We start from the raw sequence: 15,955 nt of genomic DNA on the forward strand, positions 1-15,955 counted from the left end.
ATCACTTATTTGTAATAGTTTATTAAACCGCTCATGGTAGACCCCATATTGAGCAGCAGCATATCAGCAATAACAAGCGCTGCCATTGCCTCACAGACAATAGTTCCTCGAATCGCAACACATGGATCGTGTCGCCCTTTTAAAGAAAAATCGACCTCCTCATTTGTAGTCGTTACAGTATGCTGTTTCTGGAAGATAGAAGGAGTAGGCTTAAAGTAGACATTGAGCACAATATCATCGCCATTACTGATACCTCCGAGTATTCCGCCGGCATGGTTGGTCTCAAAACCATTTGCACGAATAGCATCATTGTTTGTTGAACCAAGAGCGCGTGCACTCAGGACACCATCACCTATCTCCACTGCTTTGACTGCATTGATACCCATCATTGCATCGGCAAGAACACCGTCAAGTTTATAATAAAGCGGCTGTCCGAGCCCAACCGGTACACCTTTGATAAGTACACGGGAAACACCGCCAACAGAATCATGACGATTTTTAGCTTCCAAAACAGCCTCTTTTTGTGCTGGCTCAATGTCAGGATCAAGCGCATAAATGATACTCTCGTTCACATACGAATAATTATACTTTTGCGCTTTTATACCGTGAATCTCGCTGATACCGCTAAGGACTTCTATGCCTAAAGAGCGCAGCATCAGCTTCGCAATTGCCCCCGCTGCAACACGCGCAGCCGTCTCACGTGCAGAACTTCTTCCGCCTCCGCGATAATCTCTCATACCATACTTATGAAAATAGGTAAAATCCGCATGCCCGGGACGAAAAACATCTTTGATGTTAGAATAATCTTTAGATTTTTGATTTGTATTATAAATAATCATGGCGATTGGTGTACCGGTACTTTTACCTTCAAATACGCCTGAAAGAATCTCTACTTTGTCAGCCTCTTTTCTCGCCGTTTCAAATTCACTCTTTCCCGGTTTTCTTCTGTCAAGTTCACTTTGAATGTATGCTTCGTCTATATCCAAGCCAGCAGGTACACCATCCAAAATACATCCAAGAGCTTTTCCATGAGATTCTCCAAATGTAGAGAATCGCAATTTCATTCCAAAACTGTTCACTATTTTTCCTCTTTCAATATATCAACTGCCAATTTAGCAGCTTCTTGCTGTGCTATCTTTTTACTTTTTCCGACAGCTCTTGCGTATTCTTTATCTTCTATAAATACTGCCACTTCAAACTCTTTTTTATGGTCAGGCCCGCGTGAGGCGATGACCTTATACTCCGGAGTAACACCAAAACGTGCCTGCGTGAGCTCCTGTAGCGTTGTTTTAAAATCTCTAAAGAGAGAATCAAGTGATATCTCTTTATGATTCTCTTCTATCAGACCGATTGCAATGCGCTCTACTGTTTTTAGACCGGCTTCAAGGTATACGGCTCCCATTATCGCTTCAAAAGCATTGGAGAGCAAAGAAGACTTCTCTCTCCCGCCATTGTTATCTTCTGCATTGGAGAGTAAAATATAATCGCCAAGGTTCAAAGCGCGGGCTAGTTTATCAAAACCTGTCTCATTTACCAGAGATGCTCTTATTTTTGATAGTTTTCCCTCATCGGAATGCTGAAATTTCTTAAAAAGATACTCACCAACAACAAGGTCCAAAACAGCGTCTCCCAAAAATTCCAATCGCTCATTATCGTAGGGCTGTTTATAACTTTTATGTGTCAGCGCTTCGATAATGAGCTTTTTGTCATGAAATTCATATCCTAATTTTTTTTCTAACGTTTCTATGTTTTTATGCATATTATTCTCATCCTATTAGAGTAAATCCTTTGCACTTTGGGCTGCATCACGGGCTAGTTTGTCACAGCGCTCATTTTCAACATGCCCGTCATGACCACGCACCCAAATTGCGTGTATCTTATGCGGTTTTGCAACTTCTATGTACTCTTTCCAGAGATCCGGATTCTTAACTTTTTTAAAATCTTTTTTTATCCAACCGTCCAACCATTCATTGATACCTTTAACAACATAAGAAGAGTCCGAGACAATATCGACATCACAAGGCTCTTTTAAAGCCTTTAAGCCTTCTATAACCCCTTTTAACTCCATCCTGTTATTTGTCGTATGATCTTCAGAACCACTGAGTTCTTTTTCCTTGTCGCCATAGCGCAATACAACACCATACCCGCCGGGACCAGGATTGCCCAGGGCACTGCCGTCACTGAAAAGAGTTATTTTCTTCACCAAAATCCTTAGCATAATCCCTGCCGAGACCAAGTTCTACTCTTGCACTGTCAATTGCATGACAAGAACTGCAGCGACTAAATGCAAAAGGAGAAACACTTTTACAGTTGTCGCAGATGTACTCAAAAGTAAGTGTTGCGTGAGCTTTACCTTCTAGTTTTATAAGAATATCCAACTCAAACTGGGAACTGCTCTTTGCAAGTTTCATATCACCGCGGGCACTATAGAGCTCACGCAAGAAAGCACTTTTTGAAATTATATCCAAATCCAGCTCTTTTGTATCGCATCGCCACAGCAGCTCTGTAAGAAGCTCACTTTTTGAAAGATCCAAATGCTGCCATGCTATCTGTACATCCACTCTAAAGATATACTCAAATATCAAATAAGAAAGAGAATGATAAGTTTCATATATTTCAAGCAGTTTTTGTGCTTTTTGCCGCTCATCCGTCTCAGCATCACTCAAGGTCTGCAGTGTAAGTAGATATGCTCTCTCCAAATTGACATCTTCCTCAAGTTCATCAAGCGGCTCAAGCACCTCTAAGGCTGATTTATAATCTTTCATGTATTCGTATACCAAAAGAAGATAATGAAGCGCCTGCGGTGTTCTCGGACTTGCTTTTAGTATCTCTAAAAATATCTGTTTTGAGCGTTCCAAAAAACCTGCTTTGAAGTAGGTCTTTCCAAGTAAAAACATTGTCTCACGGGCATTTGCTTTACTTCCTACATTAAGTATCTCATTATATATCTCTATACTTTTCTCATAATCGCCGTTTTTATAGTAAGAATTTGCCAAGAGCAGCCAGGACTTTTCGGAGAGTTCACCGCTTGATATGAGAACCTGCAGTTCATCTTTTGAAGGCAGCGCACGAAACTGCCGTAAGAACCTATCAAGGTGTTTTGAGTCCTGCGTACGTCTGTAACGTCCCCACCAATAAGAAAAAAAAGTGATGATGAAAATAATGGCAAAGAAGACAATGATGGAAAAAAGAGGATCACGAAACTCTATAAAAAACATATCCATCAGTCATATACCACTATGCCGTAATCATTCTTGAGATTATAGAACCTCGCTTCAGGAGTTATCTCAATATCTTTGAGTCTGCCAAGCTGAATCAACGAATTTCGAGACACATCAATACCGTTTTCACGGAAGAATTTTTTAATATTGACAAACTTTACATCCTCGACAAACTTATACTCAAACTCCCTGTGTAGCTTCATTTTATCACTTGTGAACAGGTGTTCATTGACATGCAGCTGATCAGAAGCATATTTTATCGGCAGGTATCCCGAAAGATCTGTCAGTATCTCCTCGACATGCGCATGTTTTTGCGGCAGTGTCTCTTTTTCAATGAATATGTATTTGTTGTTAAGTTTAAGTGTTTGTGTATTTTTCCAGTATTTGTAAGCAGGATTAGAGACGCCAAGTTTTGCATAAACTTCGCGCCATAGCCAAAAAGAGTTGAGAGTATTTGGAAGTGCTGACATCTCTTTTTGGCTCCTTTAAAAAATCTATTTATATGATTATATAATCTTTTTTCAAATAGTTTTCTAAAGTGCTCAAAAAGAGCTTGTTCTTCTCCTATAAAACCGAAGTTACAAATTTAGTGACTACGAAACCACCGACAACAAGCCACACGAACATTGCACCTGCAGTGTAAAGCGGTGCCAGACCGAGACCTTTAAATTTTGAGAAGATTGTTCCCATACCAAGAGCTGTCATAGCCATAGTTAAAAGGAAAGTATCTATCTGGTTGATTGTTCCGACAATCTCATGAGGAACAAGATCTAAAGAGTTGAATCCTGCCATACCGATGAAATATACCGCAAACCAAGGAATAACAAGTTGCAGTTTATCGCCTGCTTTTCCTGTTTTCTTAGCCTGCATAGAAAGATACAGACCTAAAACAATAAGCATCGGAGCAATCATTATAACACGTGTCATTTTTACAATAACTGCTGAGTTTGCCATTTGGTCATGCAGTGCCTGTGCCGTCATACCAGAAGCAGTAACATCAGCCATAGGGATAGTCGCCGTTGGTACTGATGCAGGAACGGCAACAACCTGTGCTACTTCATGAATAGTTCCTCCGGTATAGATACCAAACTGTTCCGGTGTCATGTGTAAAAATCCGCTTGCATGTGCAATAATGGTAGAATACAGAACAGGATATAAAAACATTGAGATCGTACCAAAAAGAACAACCATAGATACAGCAACTGCTGTTTTATGCCCTTCCGCTTTTAAAACGGGCTCCGTTGCCAGAACTGCTGCTGCACCACATACAGATGCACCGGAAGCTGTCAGCATAGAAGTATCTCTATCCATTTTAAATACCTTAATACCTAAGTATGTTCCAAGTAAAAAAGTTGTTGAAAGCATAATAAGTGAAACAGTAAAACCACTGAGACCTACTTCCATAATTTGTTGAAACGTAATTCTAAAACCATAAAATACGATAGCAAAACGAAGAATCTTTTTCCCTGAAAAAGTAATACCCGTTCCCCATTCACTAGGAATATGATTATGAAGTGTATTTGCATAAAAAATACCAAGTACGATACCGATAACGAGTGGTGATATACCCAGTGATTTAACAAATGAGATTTGCGCGATCGATGTCGCTGCTGCCGCAAAAATTGCAACAAAAATGATACCGTAAATAGTACCTTTTCTATTTTCTGGTGAAAATGCCATAATAGACCTTTTATAGTAATTTTTTATAAATAAGAGGTGCAATTATAGCAAAAAATTATTTATCTGAGCTTTGAACCTCAATATCAAGATTGAGTTTTACGATTTCTTCATCACCCTTATGCAGCTTTTCAAGCTTACCGACAGCCACTCGCTGGGCATTCAATGATTTTTGTTCAATCAAATAATTTTGAATTTTCACAACTCTTTGCTTGGCAAGTGCATTAAGCTCTTCTTCGCTTACCGGTTGAATTTGTGTACACAGTTCAATTAAAGCATTTTGATAGGCACGCTCATATGCTTTGTCATCATCTTTGTACTCTTTTTCAAGTTTCTCCTTGAGTTTCTCCTGCTTATCATCTTCATGCAACTGGGCATAAAGATCTTCCAACATATCAATATTCAAAGCTGTTTTTTTATTCTTAATGTTCTCGTCACCGCTTTTTTGTATCACCATTGCAATAAGTTTTTGACGTTTAAGTGCTTTGAGATCATAAACCTCATCATAAACGGCATTGACCTGCAGAATGAGTTTAGGGCGTTTATTCATAAGTTTTGCCAGTTTATCCAGTTTTTCTCTCTGAGGAGCCATTATGTCACTTTTTCCAAATTCAAAGGCAATAAACTCCAGCTCTTCTCCATCCAATCCCATCATAGAACCCAAAAACTTAAATGGGGATGTGACCGCTTTTGCGATGAGATTACCCAAAGTTTTCCATACGAGTGCACCATATTTAAAATCCGGTTCATCAACATTTCCTTTGATTGGCATATCAATATCTATGATGCCATCACTATCTTCGAGCAGTCCTATAACAAAACCAAGCGGCAGATGATTGACATCATCCCCTTCCATCTCTTTGCCGAGTTTTATCTTTTTAATCATTATGTTATTCGTAGCACTTAACTCTGAATGCATGATCTGATATCCAAGGTCAAGATAGAGTTTCCCCGAGTCAATCGGATAACCTGCAAATGACGCGCTGTAGCCACTCATATTGTGCAAATCGAGATTTTTAAAATTGAAACTCAAATCCGTATACTCTTTGGGGTTAAAACTGTCAACACTGCCGCTTAATTTTGTAGAGCCGTACTTATCCACTTCTCCGTCTATATTTATATACGTCGTGTCTCCCGGTGAGTTTGAAACTGCGTAAACAGCACCATTGAGGTCATGAATATCTGTTTTAAATTTTATAGGCAAAGAAAGATCACTGAACGAAGCACTACCATTTGTTACATTTATCTTTGCAATCTTCACAGGAAAAGATTTCTTCGTTTTTTTAGAAATGTTTTTATCAACTGCAGTCGTTACATTGTTCTCATTTGTCTCAGCGCTTTGCTTCATCAGTTTTGCAAAGTTAATCGTCTTGTTTTCATCGATTTTTGCCGCCACATAAAAAGAATCAACAGCGACATTGTCTATATAGAGCCTATTTGGAAACAACTCTAAAGTAAAAGGTTTAATGCGAAGCTCATTTAATGAAAACAGTGAACTGTTTACGTCATTTGTGTTACTGATAAAGAGAGAATCCAACGCTGCTTCACCATGTACTCTCACATCCGGATATTTTTTTGATTTGCTGTAACTTTCATCTACCCGTAAGGAAAAACGCCCATCATCTATACTGACATAGCTTTGCTCCTGCAGATAGGGGGTCAGCTCTTTCAGTGAAAGTCGCTGCAAAGAGAGTGTTCCTGATTGTTTTAGCGGTGTATGTTGTAGCTTTCCACTCGCAGTAAGCTTTCCTTTGCGATTTATCCTCATAGAAGCTTTGTATCGTAGCCAACTCCTTTTTTGAATGTCAAAATCATGAACAATGACATTTATTTTATCAAGTCTCTGTTTTTGTACCTTGCTGATTGCTCTATCTTCTACAAGTACTTTTGCATTGTTCATCGCTATGTGCTTTATCTTTACGCGAAAAGGTTTTTCTGCTTTGGCTGATTTTGGCTGTTTTTGACCTTGTTTTGCCTCTTTCGCAACAACAACATCTGCGACATTGAGCTTTGCATCTTTATAGCGGACCACATTCGTCGTAAAATCATTCAATGCCACATCCGCAACTTGCAACTCTTTTGCTTCACTGTCCAGCACTATTCCCTTGATTGTAAAATCTTTAAACTGCGCAAGTTTCTCTTTTGTGCTTGTTTTATCTAAAAACAACTTTTTGAGAGACAAATTGGCATCATTGACATTTATCGCAAGTGTATTGTTATGCTCTTGAACTTGTGCAGCAGCTTCTAGGTCGAGTAGAGCATGTTCTAAAGAGAGATCATATTTTTTCAGATTTTTCTTGGCAGCTTTATCGATGTAAGGTCTGTAATGGGCAATATCCAGATTTTTACAGACGGCATACGTTGCCAAGTTTAGTTTTTTATGTGCAAGCGTTCCATTGATATCACACATACCGCTCTCATTTAGCTGCAATTTGATCTGATATGAAAACGGTTTCTCACCTGCAAGCGTAAGATCATCTGCATAGATATCAAGTCTCTTCACTGTCGTTGTCACATTCGGAACAATCGATTCATCCTTAAACTCTAAGAAAATTTTCTCCAAAGCAAGCGATTGTAGAGTAACATTCCATGGCTTTGAGGTATTGTCCCCCTGCGGTGTTTGTTGCGTTGCATTTATTTCACTATCTGGCATCTTAGTGAGTTCAAGCCAGTCTATCGAACCATTTTTATACCGCTTTGCTTTTACTTTCAAGCCATGTAATCCGACTTTTTTAACTTGTACATTTTGCTGCATCGGCAGTATGAGAGCATTTTTCACATACAGGCTGTCCAAATTGAGTATATCTCTATCTTCATCTTTTGGTTTTATGCGAAGTTTATCCACTGCGAGATTAAGATCATCTATTTTTGTTGCATTGATATCATCTAGATTCAACATGTATTTCGTATGAAAAGAGACTTTTCCATCCGCAACTTCAAGTTTTAAAACATCCTGCATATACTTCCACTCAGTATAAAGTTTACTCGCCTGAAAATCCAATGTACCTTTTATTTTAAAAGGTACAATACTGAGAATCTGACTCTGAAAATCAACAAAACCACCATCACCAAGCTTAGAATAAAGCCGCAGGCCCGCACTGTTTTTTGTAATGTTCTTTGTATCGAAATCATTTAATGCAAATCCGATATTTTCCAGTGAAAATTCAAAAGGTGTCTTGCGAGTGAAATCCGTATAATAGAGACGTCCGTTTTCAAGTTTGATTTTATCGACGATGATTCTAGGCAGTTCACTCTTTTTACTCTCTTTGTGTAATATTTTTGTTTGATTGTTCTCTTTGATTACATTGAGAAGATTTATACTTTTATCTTTATTGTAAACAAGGTGCACTTCAGGCATCACTAACGATAGCTCTTTTAAATGTACTGCTCCATACAGCAAAGAACTTGGATTGAGATTGATTTCCAGCCTTTTTAAAGCAAAAAGTGGCTTATCATCAAGAGCTTTCAAATGAATGTTTGAAGCTTTCAGCGTAAATATCAGAGGATTAAATGAGAGAGATTCTATGGTTACTTTTGTTCTGGTTTGATATTCTATAGTTTTTACAAGTTGTGGTTTTAAAACAAAAGGAAGGATGAAAAAACCTATAAACAGATAGGCAACAAAGAGATAAAAGAGATATTTTATTATTTTTTTAAGCAAAACCAAACTCCATTAAATAAAATAGTATTTAATGAAGCTTAGCCTTTTTTAGGTTAAAGTATGGTTATTGCTTTTTCACTCCTAAAACACTCTCTTTTGGGAAAACAAAGATAGTATCTCTGTATACAGAGATTTTTTTACTTGGCTTGCCATCTTTATCAAGTGCAAATGCATGAATCTTTATAGGGATAATCGTATCTTTTCTTGGATTATCAGCCAGCATTTCTGTCGTTGAAAGCGTTACGATTTTTTTCTTTTTCACATCAGGAACAACTCTAAACGGTTTGGATGGTTTTACAATTCTTATTTTTCCTTCCATTCCTTTTGGCGGTATTACATCAAAGTAAAATTTCATCGGCTTATCCTGCGTATTTTGCAGTAAGAAGACATATGAATTATCTACTACGAATTTATCAGCCGTTGGATGCTTCACAGCATAAAGTCTTGTCTCTTTATTGATATTTAAAAGCATATACTCTTTCTTTGACGCCATGAAACCAAGCATAATTGTAATGATGATCAAAACAGCGATATAACCTATAATTTTAGGTCTGAAAAGTTTTGTTTTTCCTTTTCTTTCTACTACTTCATATTCACTCGACCATTGCACAAGCGATGGTTTTCCAAGTTTACCCATTACGGTTGTACACGCATCAACACACTCAAGGCAGTTGATACACTCTAACTGTAAACCTTCACGAATATCAATATGCGTCGGACAGACCGTCACACATTTTTCACAGGTCGTACACTCGGCATTTGGATCAATTTCTTTAAGATCTTTTTGCTTGTTAACAAGCTTTATATGATCGCCGTGTCCATCATCTTCATATATTTTACCACCACGATGCTCATCATAGATCGCCATAACGGTATGGTCATCATAGAGCACTGATTGAACACGAGAATAAGGACAGACATAGATACAAAAGTTCTCTTTTAGAAAAACAATATCATAGATAAGAAAAGCTGCAATTCCGACAACAAATCCTATCATAGTCATGTGTTCACTAGGGTTTTGCAGATATTTGAAGAAATCTTCCGGCGGAACGAAATACCACATAAAATCCGCTCCTGCGATAAGCGCTAATACTGTCCATATTAATATAGCAATTAATTTCTTTGCTTTATTTTCAGGCTTGGACATATCCGGCTCTTGTTGCTTGTTGCCGATTCTTTTACGAAGATGCAGTAATTTTGTCTCTATCAGGTCACGATATATGACACGAAATACAGTTTGCGGACATACCCAGCCACAAAAAACACGTCCACCCATTACCGTCATCCCAAAAATTGTAATGAACATCAACATTAATAAAAACGGCATAAGATACATCTCTTGCATATCGAATTGAACAAAAGCAAGATCAAGTTTCATTTTGTCAAAACTCAATAGAAAGAAATGGTGCCCATTTACTTCAATCCATGGTAAAACCAAAGCAACAATCGTTGCCATTGTGTAGACATAATAGCGCTTTATCCTCCATGGAGTCGGTATCTTAATACCTTTTTTTTCTTCACTCATATATAATTCTCCCATTTAATTAATTTGGACAGGTAATGGTATTGATTACCTGTTCTTCTGCATCCTTTGGTGCTGTCATTAACAGTGATCCAAATGCGACCTGCTTGAGTTCACGTGACTCTATGTAGTCTTTTAGTGAACTTCTGCTCACATTTAAAAGGCGTGCCATTTCACTCACACTTTTACCCTCTCGTATAAATGCAATAATTTCATTTATATAAACATCAAATTTTGAGTTCGAACGACTCCCTTTAGGTCGGCCAATAACCCTTTTGGAATCGTTTTGAAGTCTCTGACGAAGCTGATCCATCAATCCTAAAACAAGCATCACACTGCTCTGTTGTGTCATTATAACAGATTGTTTTATAAAATGTACTGCGAACTCATTTTTCAACAAACAGGAAAACATCTGAATAAGATCTTCCATATTTGTTGTGAGCACCCATACATCATAGATTAAAAGTGTCGCTTGATTTTTAGACTGAAAATATTGTGTCACATCTTTTCGATCTTCGAGACGTTTGTTTTGTGACGTATAGTCAACGAACTCATCATCAATAATAAGGTCATTTGCAACAGCGTAAGAATTTATTAACTGTAACTGTTCATGAACAGGAGCAAAATTCTTATCTGGTCTTATGTATGCAATTACCATTTAACGATTAAACCTCACTAATTATTGATTTTCATCGTCATTATACACTTTTTTGACGAATTAAGTCAATAGTTTTTCAACTTATTTCGTCATTAAACCTCTATTTTGACTTAAAAGATTGTTTTTAAAACTACAATACAGCAGTTTTTATGTGGTAACAAGGTAAAATGTAGCATTAGATTATTAAAAAAGTAAAAGATTTCTTATATGACGACAAAACAATACCTTTTAAAAACAATCAACAAACGCCCCCTTATCATCGATGGTGCCATAGGTACCCAACTGCAGCAGCGTGATGATCAGATTCCAGAAGATGCTTGGGAAGGCAATGAAGGTTGTAATGAGCTGTTAAATGTGACAGCACCGGAGATCATGAACGATATCTTCTCTGCCTATCTGACAGCCGGGGCAGATCTCATTACCACCAATACCTTTGGCTCGTTTTCATGGGTACTTGATGAGTATCAGATCGGCGATCGTGCTTATGAGCTCACAAAAGCCGGGGCAGAGCTGGTTAAAAAACAGTGCGAAAAGTTCTCTACCCCAGAACATCCCCGTTTTTGTCTGGGTTCCATCGGACCGGGGACAAAACTGCCATCACTCGGTCACATCAGCTATGATGAGATGTATGCAGGTTATACAGAGTTTTGTCTTGGACTTATCGACGGCGGTGCCGATATATTCTTGCTTGAGACATGTCAGGATCCTCTGCAGATCAAAGCAGCCCTGCATGCCTGTCAGGAAGCCTGTCGTCAAAGAGATGTAGAAATTCCAATTATGGTATCCGTTACTATCGAGCTTAGCGGTTCTATGCTCATTGGTACAGATGCACAGACAATTGCCACCATTATGGAGCCATTTGATATTCTCTCTCTTGGTTTTAACTGTGGGACAGGACCCGATCAGGTTGAAAAACATGTTAAAACACTCTCTGAACTCTGGGGTAAACCGATCTCGGTTCATGCCAATGCAGGTCTTCCTCAAAACAGAGGCGGCTACACCTACTACCCTATGGGACCTGATGAGTTCGCCGACAAACAGGAAAACTTTCTAAAGTATGACGGAGTAAGCTTTTTAGGCGGTTGTTGTGGAACGACACCTCAACATATTCGTGCCCTCGTTGACAGAGTTGCCAGCATCACACCACGACCTCCAAGCGGTTCGCAGGAAAACTCTCTTGCTTCACTCTTCTCTACAGTCCCTCTGATGCAAGAACCAGCACCTCTGCTTATGGGAGAGCGAAGCAATGCAACAGGCTCCAAAGCCTTTCGTGAACTTCTCTTGGCAGAAGATTATGAAGGTACGCTTTCTGTAGCACAGCAGCAGGTTCGCGCAGGCGCCCATGTCCTTGATGTCAATGTCGGTTTTGCAGGACGTGACGAGACAAAGGACATGAATGCGGTTATGGGCATGTACAACCAAAAGATATCCATACCGCTTATGCCTGACTCCACGCAAACAAAGGGGCTTGAAACTGCACTCAAAAACATCGGTGGACGCCCGATACTCAACTCTGTCAACCTCGAAGACGGTGAAGAGAAATTCGATGCTGTCTGCCAACTTGCCAAAAAGTTCGGTACAGCCTTGGTCTGCCTGACAATCGATGAAGTCGGTATGGCAAAGACCGTCGAAAATAAAATTGCAGTTGCCGAACGCATCATTGATCTAGCAACACAGAGACACGGTCTGAAAAAAGAGGATCTGGTATTTGATGTACTTACCTTTACACTCGGAAGTGGAGATGAAGAGTATCTTGATGCCGGTATCAACACCATAGAAGCGATCCGCGAACTTCGCAAGCGCCACCCTGAAGTAGGAACGACACTCGGACTTTCCAACATCTCTTTTGGTCTTGATAAAGATGCCCGTCCATACCTCAACTCAATGTTCCTGCACCACTGTCTTGAAGCAGGGCTGACTTCAGTCATCATCAATGTAAAACATATCATCCCTATCAACAAAATAAGTAAAGAAGATCAGGAGATATGCGACAACCTCATATTCAACCGTGGTGAAGAACCTCTTTTCAAATTCATTGAACACTTCAGCACAAAAGAGGCAGTTGATAATGAAGCCGAAGATGCCGAATATCTTGCAATGAGTGATGAAGAGAAGATTGCGAAACTACTCATGGATGGGGACAAAGAGAGGATGATTCCGCTTGTCGAAGAGGTTCGCCACCGCATTCCTGCAGAAAAAATCGTCAATGAGATTCTTATCGATGCGATGAAGGTCATCGGTGAACTTTTTGGAAGCGGGCAAATGCAGCTGCCTTTTGTTCTGCAATCAGCTGAGACTATGAAAAAGACCGTTGATTTTCTTAACCCCTACCTGCCAAAGATCGAAAAAGCGGTTGATACAACCCTTGTATTAGGTACCGTAAAAGGAGATGTTCATGATGTCGGTAAAAATCTTGTCGATATCATTCTATCAAACAATGGCTACAAAGTACAAAATCTCGGTATCAAAGTAGAACTCGAGCAGTTCCTAGACGCAATGGAAAAAGATGCCAATATCTCAGCAATAGGTATGAGTGGACTCCTTGTAAAATCAACACAGGTTATGCTTGAAAACCTGACGACACTTGAAGAAAAAGGAATAAAAATTCCTGTTTTACTCGGCGGTGCCGCACTTACCCGCTCTTTTATCGATGATTTCTGTCGAAAAGCCTACAGCGGACCTATCTTCTACTGTAGAGATGCTTTTGACGGTGTAACTGCTATGAGCAGAATCGAAGCAGGCAATATGGACACCAATCTCCATCCGGATGCTCCCCAAATTGAAAAGAAAGAGGAAAAAGAGGTCGTCATTCCTCCTTTTGAAGAGATAAAGATGCCTTCACGTGATGTAGAGGTACCGACGCCGCCGTTTTGGGGAAGACGGGAACTCAAGCTCACGCAGCAACAGGTGGAGCTTGCCTTTGAATGGATCAACCATAAACTACTCTTTAAATCGCGCTGGGGCTACAGCTCAAAAGGCATGAGCAAAGAGGCATACCAAAAACAGCTTGATGAAGTTGTCTGGCCTGCCTATGAAAAGCTAAAAGCGAGATTTTTAGAGGAGCAGCTCTTTGAGCCGACCATACTCTACGGCTATTGGCCATGTAGAAGTGATGATACCTCACTGCTTATCTTTCCTGAAAATGAAGGATGGTTCAGTGAAGATGAGATAAACAGAGAACCTCTTGAGCAGATTATTGGACGTGCAGAAGAAGTTTTTACCTTCCCAAGACAGCGAAGAAAACCACACAGAGCACTGAGTGACTTCTTTCATGCCGATCGTCACGATGTCGTTGCCTTGACCTGCGTGAGCGCCGGAAGTAAGCTGAGTGAAGTCGAACATGAGATATACGAACGCGGTGATTATACAGAATATTATCAATTCCATGGCCTTGGTGTTGAGCTTGCCGAAGCCCTTGCCGAAATAGCTCATAAGCAGATTCGACTCGATCTTAACATTGCAAAAGATGAGGGAAATACCCTTGCTGATGTAAGAATGAATCGTTATCAGGGGAGCCGATACTCTTTTGGTTATGCAGCCTGTCCTGATCTTGAACTCAACCGACCGCTCTTTAATCTTTTAAAGCCTGAAGAGTTTGGCATAGAATTAAGCGAGACATTCCAAATTCATCCGGAGCAGAGTACTTCTGCACTTGTTGTCTATCATCCTGATGCGACTTACTATAATGTCTAACGTCTTCTATAAGAGAGTGCCTCAAGCAGGTGCTCTTTTTCTATAACACTGCTTTCAACCAGATCAGCGATTGTTCGGGAGACCTTTTGCACCTTTTTAATGCTGCGAAAAGAGAGTTTAAAACGATCTATCGCCATTGCAAGTGTTTCACTTGCTGCTTCACTCATAATACAGTGTTTCTCTATCTCAGCATCACTCATCTTTGCATTGAAATTCTGCTGTTTTCTTTTTTGACGGAAAATATTTGCAGCAACCACCTTTTTATGCAGCTCTTTTGAACCCACGCTCGCCTTGTCATCATTCTTTACATTCTGCATCACGACATTAATGTCAATACGATCCAAAAATGGCTCAGAAAGACGATTTTTATACTTCTGAATTTCAAGCTCGTTGCATCTGCACTCTTTATACTCATCCAATAGATTTCCGCAGGGACAAGGATTCATTGCGCCGATAAAAAGAAAATTTGCCGGATACTCTACTTTTGCATTGACACGTGAAATGTGTATCTTATTGTCCTGCATCGGCTCACGCAAAGCCTCTAAAACCGACTTTGAAAAGTAAGGCAGTTCATCGAAGAACAAAACTCCATTGTTCGCTAGTCCCACTTCGCCTATACGGGCTTTATGACTTCCACCGCCAAATACCGAAGCGAGTGTCGAGGAGTGATGCGGCGATTTAAAGGGACGATGCGGCTTAAAAAGCGGTTCTTTCCCTTCTAATATCTGCAGCTTCGCCATATCAAGAATCTCCGGCATCTGCATCGGCGGTAAGATATAACGAAGTCGTGAAGAGATCATACTCTTTCCTGATCCTGGACTTCCTTCGAGTAAGATATTATGAAATCCGGCAGCAGCAATGAGTGCTGCTCTTTTAGCGATTTCTTGTCCTTTTACATCTTTAAAGTCCTCTATATACTCTTTTACATAGTAGTATTTTGCATTGCCAAGTTCATAAAACGGATACTCTATAGAGCTGTTTTGCTGCACAGGCTCTGCATTTGCCTGATCTTTTAAAAGTTTTACTGCTTCATTGAGCGTGGAAACACCGTAAAATGAGACATCAGGAATTTTTGAGAGTTTCTCCAGCGACTCTTTAGGGACAATTGCCTTTTGAATTACACCCTGATTGGCTAAGGAGAGGATGAGCGGATAGAGCTGTATATTCTCTTTGACATCACCCGAAAGGCCAAGTTCACCAAATACGAACCACTCCGAAAAATCTTCTTCACTCTCATTGAGCAGTATCAAAAGAGCGATGCTAAGATCGAAATGAGAACCCGATTTAGAAAGTTCACTAGGAGAGAGGTTCAGCGTTATCCGCTTGGGAGGAAAAGAAAAATCATTACTTAAAAGAGCAGACTTCACTCTCTCACGCGCCTCTGAAATGGCAGTCGAGACCATTCCGACAATGGAGAAAGAAGGTAAGCCTTTTGTTAGTGTTGCCTCTACGGCAACTACTCTCGCATCGATTCCTTCATTTGTCGCACATTGAATTTTTTTCATAAAGCAGCCTCTCTTTCG

At 39.7% G+C, this 15,955-nt stretch carries 11 protein-coding genes; 1 reads left to right on the forward strand and 10 read right to left on the reverse strand.

What is annotated here, in order from left to right; all coding sequences use genetic code 11:
• Window positions 1–5: 5 nt before the first annotated feature.
• The 9 genes from aroC to FM071_RS10160 form a co-directional block, all read right to left on the reverse strand.
• The gene (gene aroC, locus FM071_RS10120) at window positions 6–1,079 is read right to left on the reverse strand and encodes a chorismate synthase (protein ID WP_193110872.1); all 1,074 of its coding nucleotides are present in this window, start codon (window positions 1,077–1,079) and stop codon (window positions 6–8) included.
• Complete coding sequence (rnc, locus tag FM071_RS10125) at window positions 1,079–1,759, reverse strand: ribonuclease III (protein ID WP_193110873.1); 681 nt, start codon at window positions 1,757–1,759, stop codon at window positions 1,079–1,081. The genes aroC and rnc overlap by 1 nt, the downstream gene beginning before the upstream one ends.
• Before the next feature lie 15 nt (window positions 1,760–1,774).
• Window positions 1,775–2,203: a ribonuclease HI gene (rnhA, locus tag FM071_RS10130; RefSeq protein ID WP_193110874.1), complete on the reverse strand. Its 429-nt coding sequence runs from the start codon at window positions 2,201–2,203 to the stop codon at window positions 1,775–1,777.
• Window positions 2,178–3,224 (reverse strand): tetratricopeptide repeat protein, encoded by a 1,047-nt coding sequence (locus FM071_RS10135; protein ID WP_193110875.1) that lies wholly within the window; start codon window positions 3,222–3,224, stop codon window positions 2,178–2,180. The genes rnhA and FM071_RS10135 overlap by 26 nt, the downstream gene beginning before the upstream one ends.
• A complete protein-coding gene (locus FM071_RS10140) occupies window positions 3,224–3,691 on the reverse strand; it encodes a hypothetical protein (protein WP_193110876.1) in 468 nt (155 codons plus the stop codon). Before FM071_RS10140 ends, FM071_RS10135 begins: the two co-directional genes overlap by 1 nt.
• Before the next feature lie 94 nt (window positions 3,692–3,785).
• Complete coding sequence (locus FM071_RS10145) at window positions 3,786–4,901, reverse strand: YeiH family protein (protein WP_193110877.1); 1,116 nt, start codon at window positions 4,899–4,901, stop codon at window positions 3,786–3,788.
• 55 nt (window positions 4,902–4,956) lie between these two features.
• Window positions 4,957–8,559, reverse strand: coding sequence for a DUF748 domain-containing protein (locus FM071_RS10150; protein WP_193110878.1), 3,603 nt, complete (start codon window positions 8,557–8,559; stop codon window positions 4,957–4,959).
• A 64-nt stretch (window positions 8,560–8,623) separates the two neighbouring features.
• Window positions 8,624–10,084: a cytochrome c oxidase accessory protein CcoG gene (gene ccoG, locus FM071_RS10155; protein ID WP_193110879.1), complete on the reverse strand. Its 1,461-nt coding sequence runs from the start codon at window positions 10,082–10,084 to the stop codon at window positions 8,624–8,626.
• Window positions 10,085–10,103: 19 nt separating this feature from the next.
• Window positions 10,104–10,739 (reverse strand): recombinase family protein, encoded by a 636-nt coding sequence (locus FM071_RS10160; protein WP_193110880.1) that lies wholly within the window; start codon window positions 10,737–10,739, stop codon window positions 10,104–10,106.
• A 207-nt stretch (window positions 10,740–10,946) separates the two neighbouring features.
• Here FM071_RS10160 and metH point away from each other — a divergent pair, with 207 nt between their 5' ends.
• Complete coding sequence (gene metH, locus FM071_RS10165) at window positions 10,947–14,432, forward strand: methionine synthase (RefSeq protein ID WP_193110881.1); 3,486 nt, start codon at window positions 10,947–10,949, stop codon at window positions 14,430–14,432.
• Here metH and FM071_RS10170 read toward each other — a convergent pair.
• Entirely contained in the window at window positions 14,429–15,937 is a 1,509-nt protein-coding gene (locus FM071_RS10170) for a YifB family Mg chelatase-like AAA ATPase (RefSeq protein ID WP_193110882.1), read from the reverse strand. The genes metH and FM071_RS10170 overlap by 4 nt on opposite strands.
• Window positions 15,938–15,955: the final 18 nt, after the last annotated feature.

The sequence above is a fragment of the Sulfurimonas paralvinellae genome (assembly GCF_014905135.1).
In the GTDB taxonomy this organism is placed as follows: domain Bacteria; phylum Campylobacterota; class Campylobacteria; order Campylobacterales; family Sulfurimonadaceae; genus Sulfurimonas; species Sulfurimonas paralvinellae.

Bases quoted from the DNA above. Each gene is read 5' to 3' on its own strand.
- rnc (WP_193110873.1), bottom strand. From the start codon at position 1,759: ATGCATAAAAACATAGAAACGTTAGAAAAAAAATTAGGATATGAATTT.
- FM071_RS10135 (WP_193110875.1), bottom strand. From the start codon at position 3,224: ATGGATATGTTTTTTATAGAGTTTCGTGATCCTCTTTTTTCCATCATT.
- FM071_RS10140 (WP_193110876.1), bottom strand. From the start codon at position 3,691: ATGTCAGCACTTCCAAATACTCTCAACTCTTTTTGGCTATGGCGCGAA.
- FM071_RS10145 (WP_193110877.1), bottom strand. From the start codon at position 4,901: ATGGCATTTTCACCAGAAAATAGAAAAGGTACTATTTACGGTATCATT.
- ccoG (WP_193110879.1), bottom strand. From the start codon at position 10,084: ATGAGTGAAGAAAAAAAAGGTATTAAGATACCGACTCCATGGAGGATA.
- FM071_RS10160 (WP_193110880.1), bottom strand. From the start codon at position 10,739: ATGGTAATTGCATACATAAGACCAGATAAGAATTTTGCTCCTGTTCAT.
- metH (WP_193110881.1), top strand. From the start codon at position 10,947: ATGACGACAAAACAATACCTTTTAAAAACAATCAACAAACGCCCCCTT.
- FM071_RS10170 (WP_193110882.1), bottom strand. From the start codon at position 15,937: ATGAAAAAAATTCAATGTGCGACAAATGAAGGAATCGATGCGAGAGTA.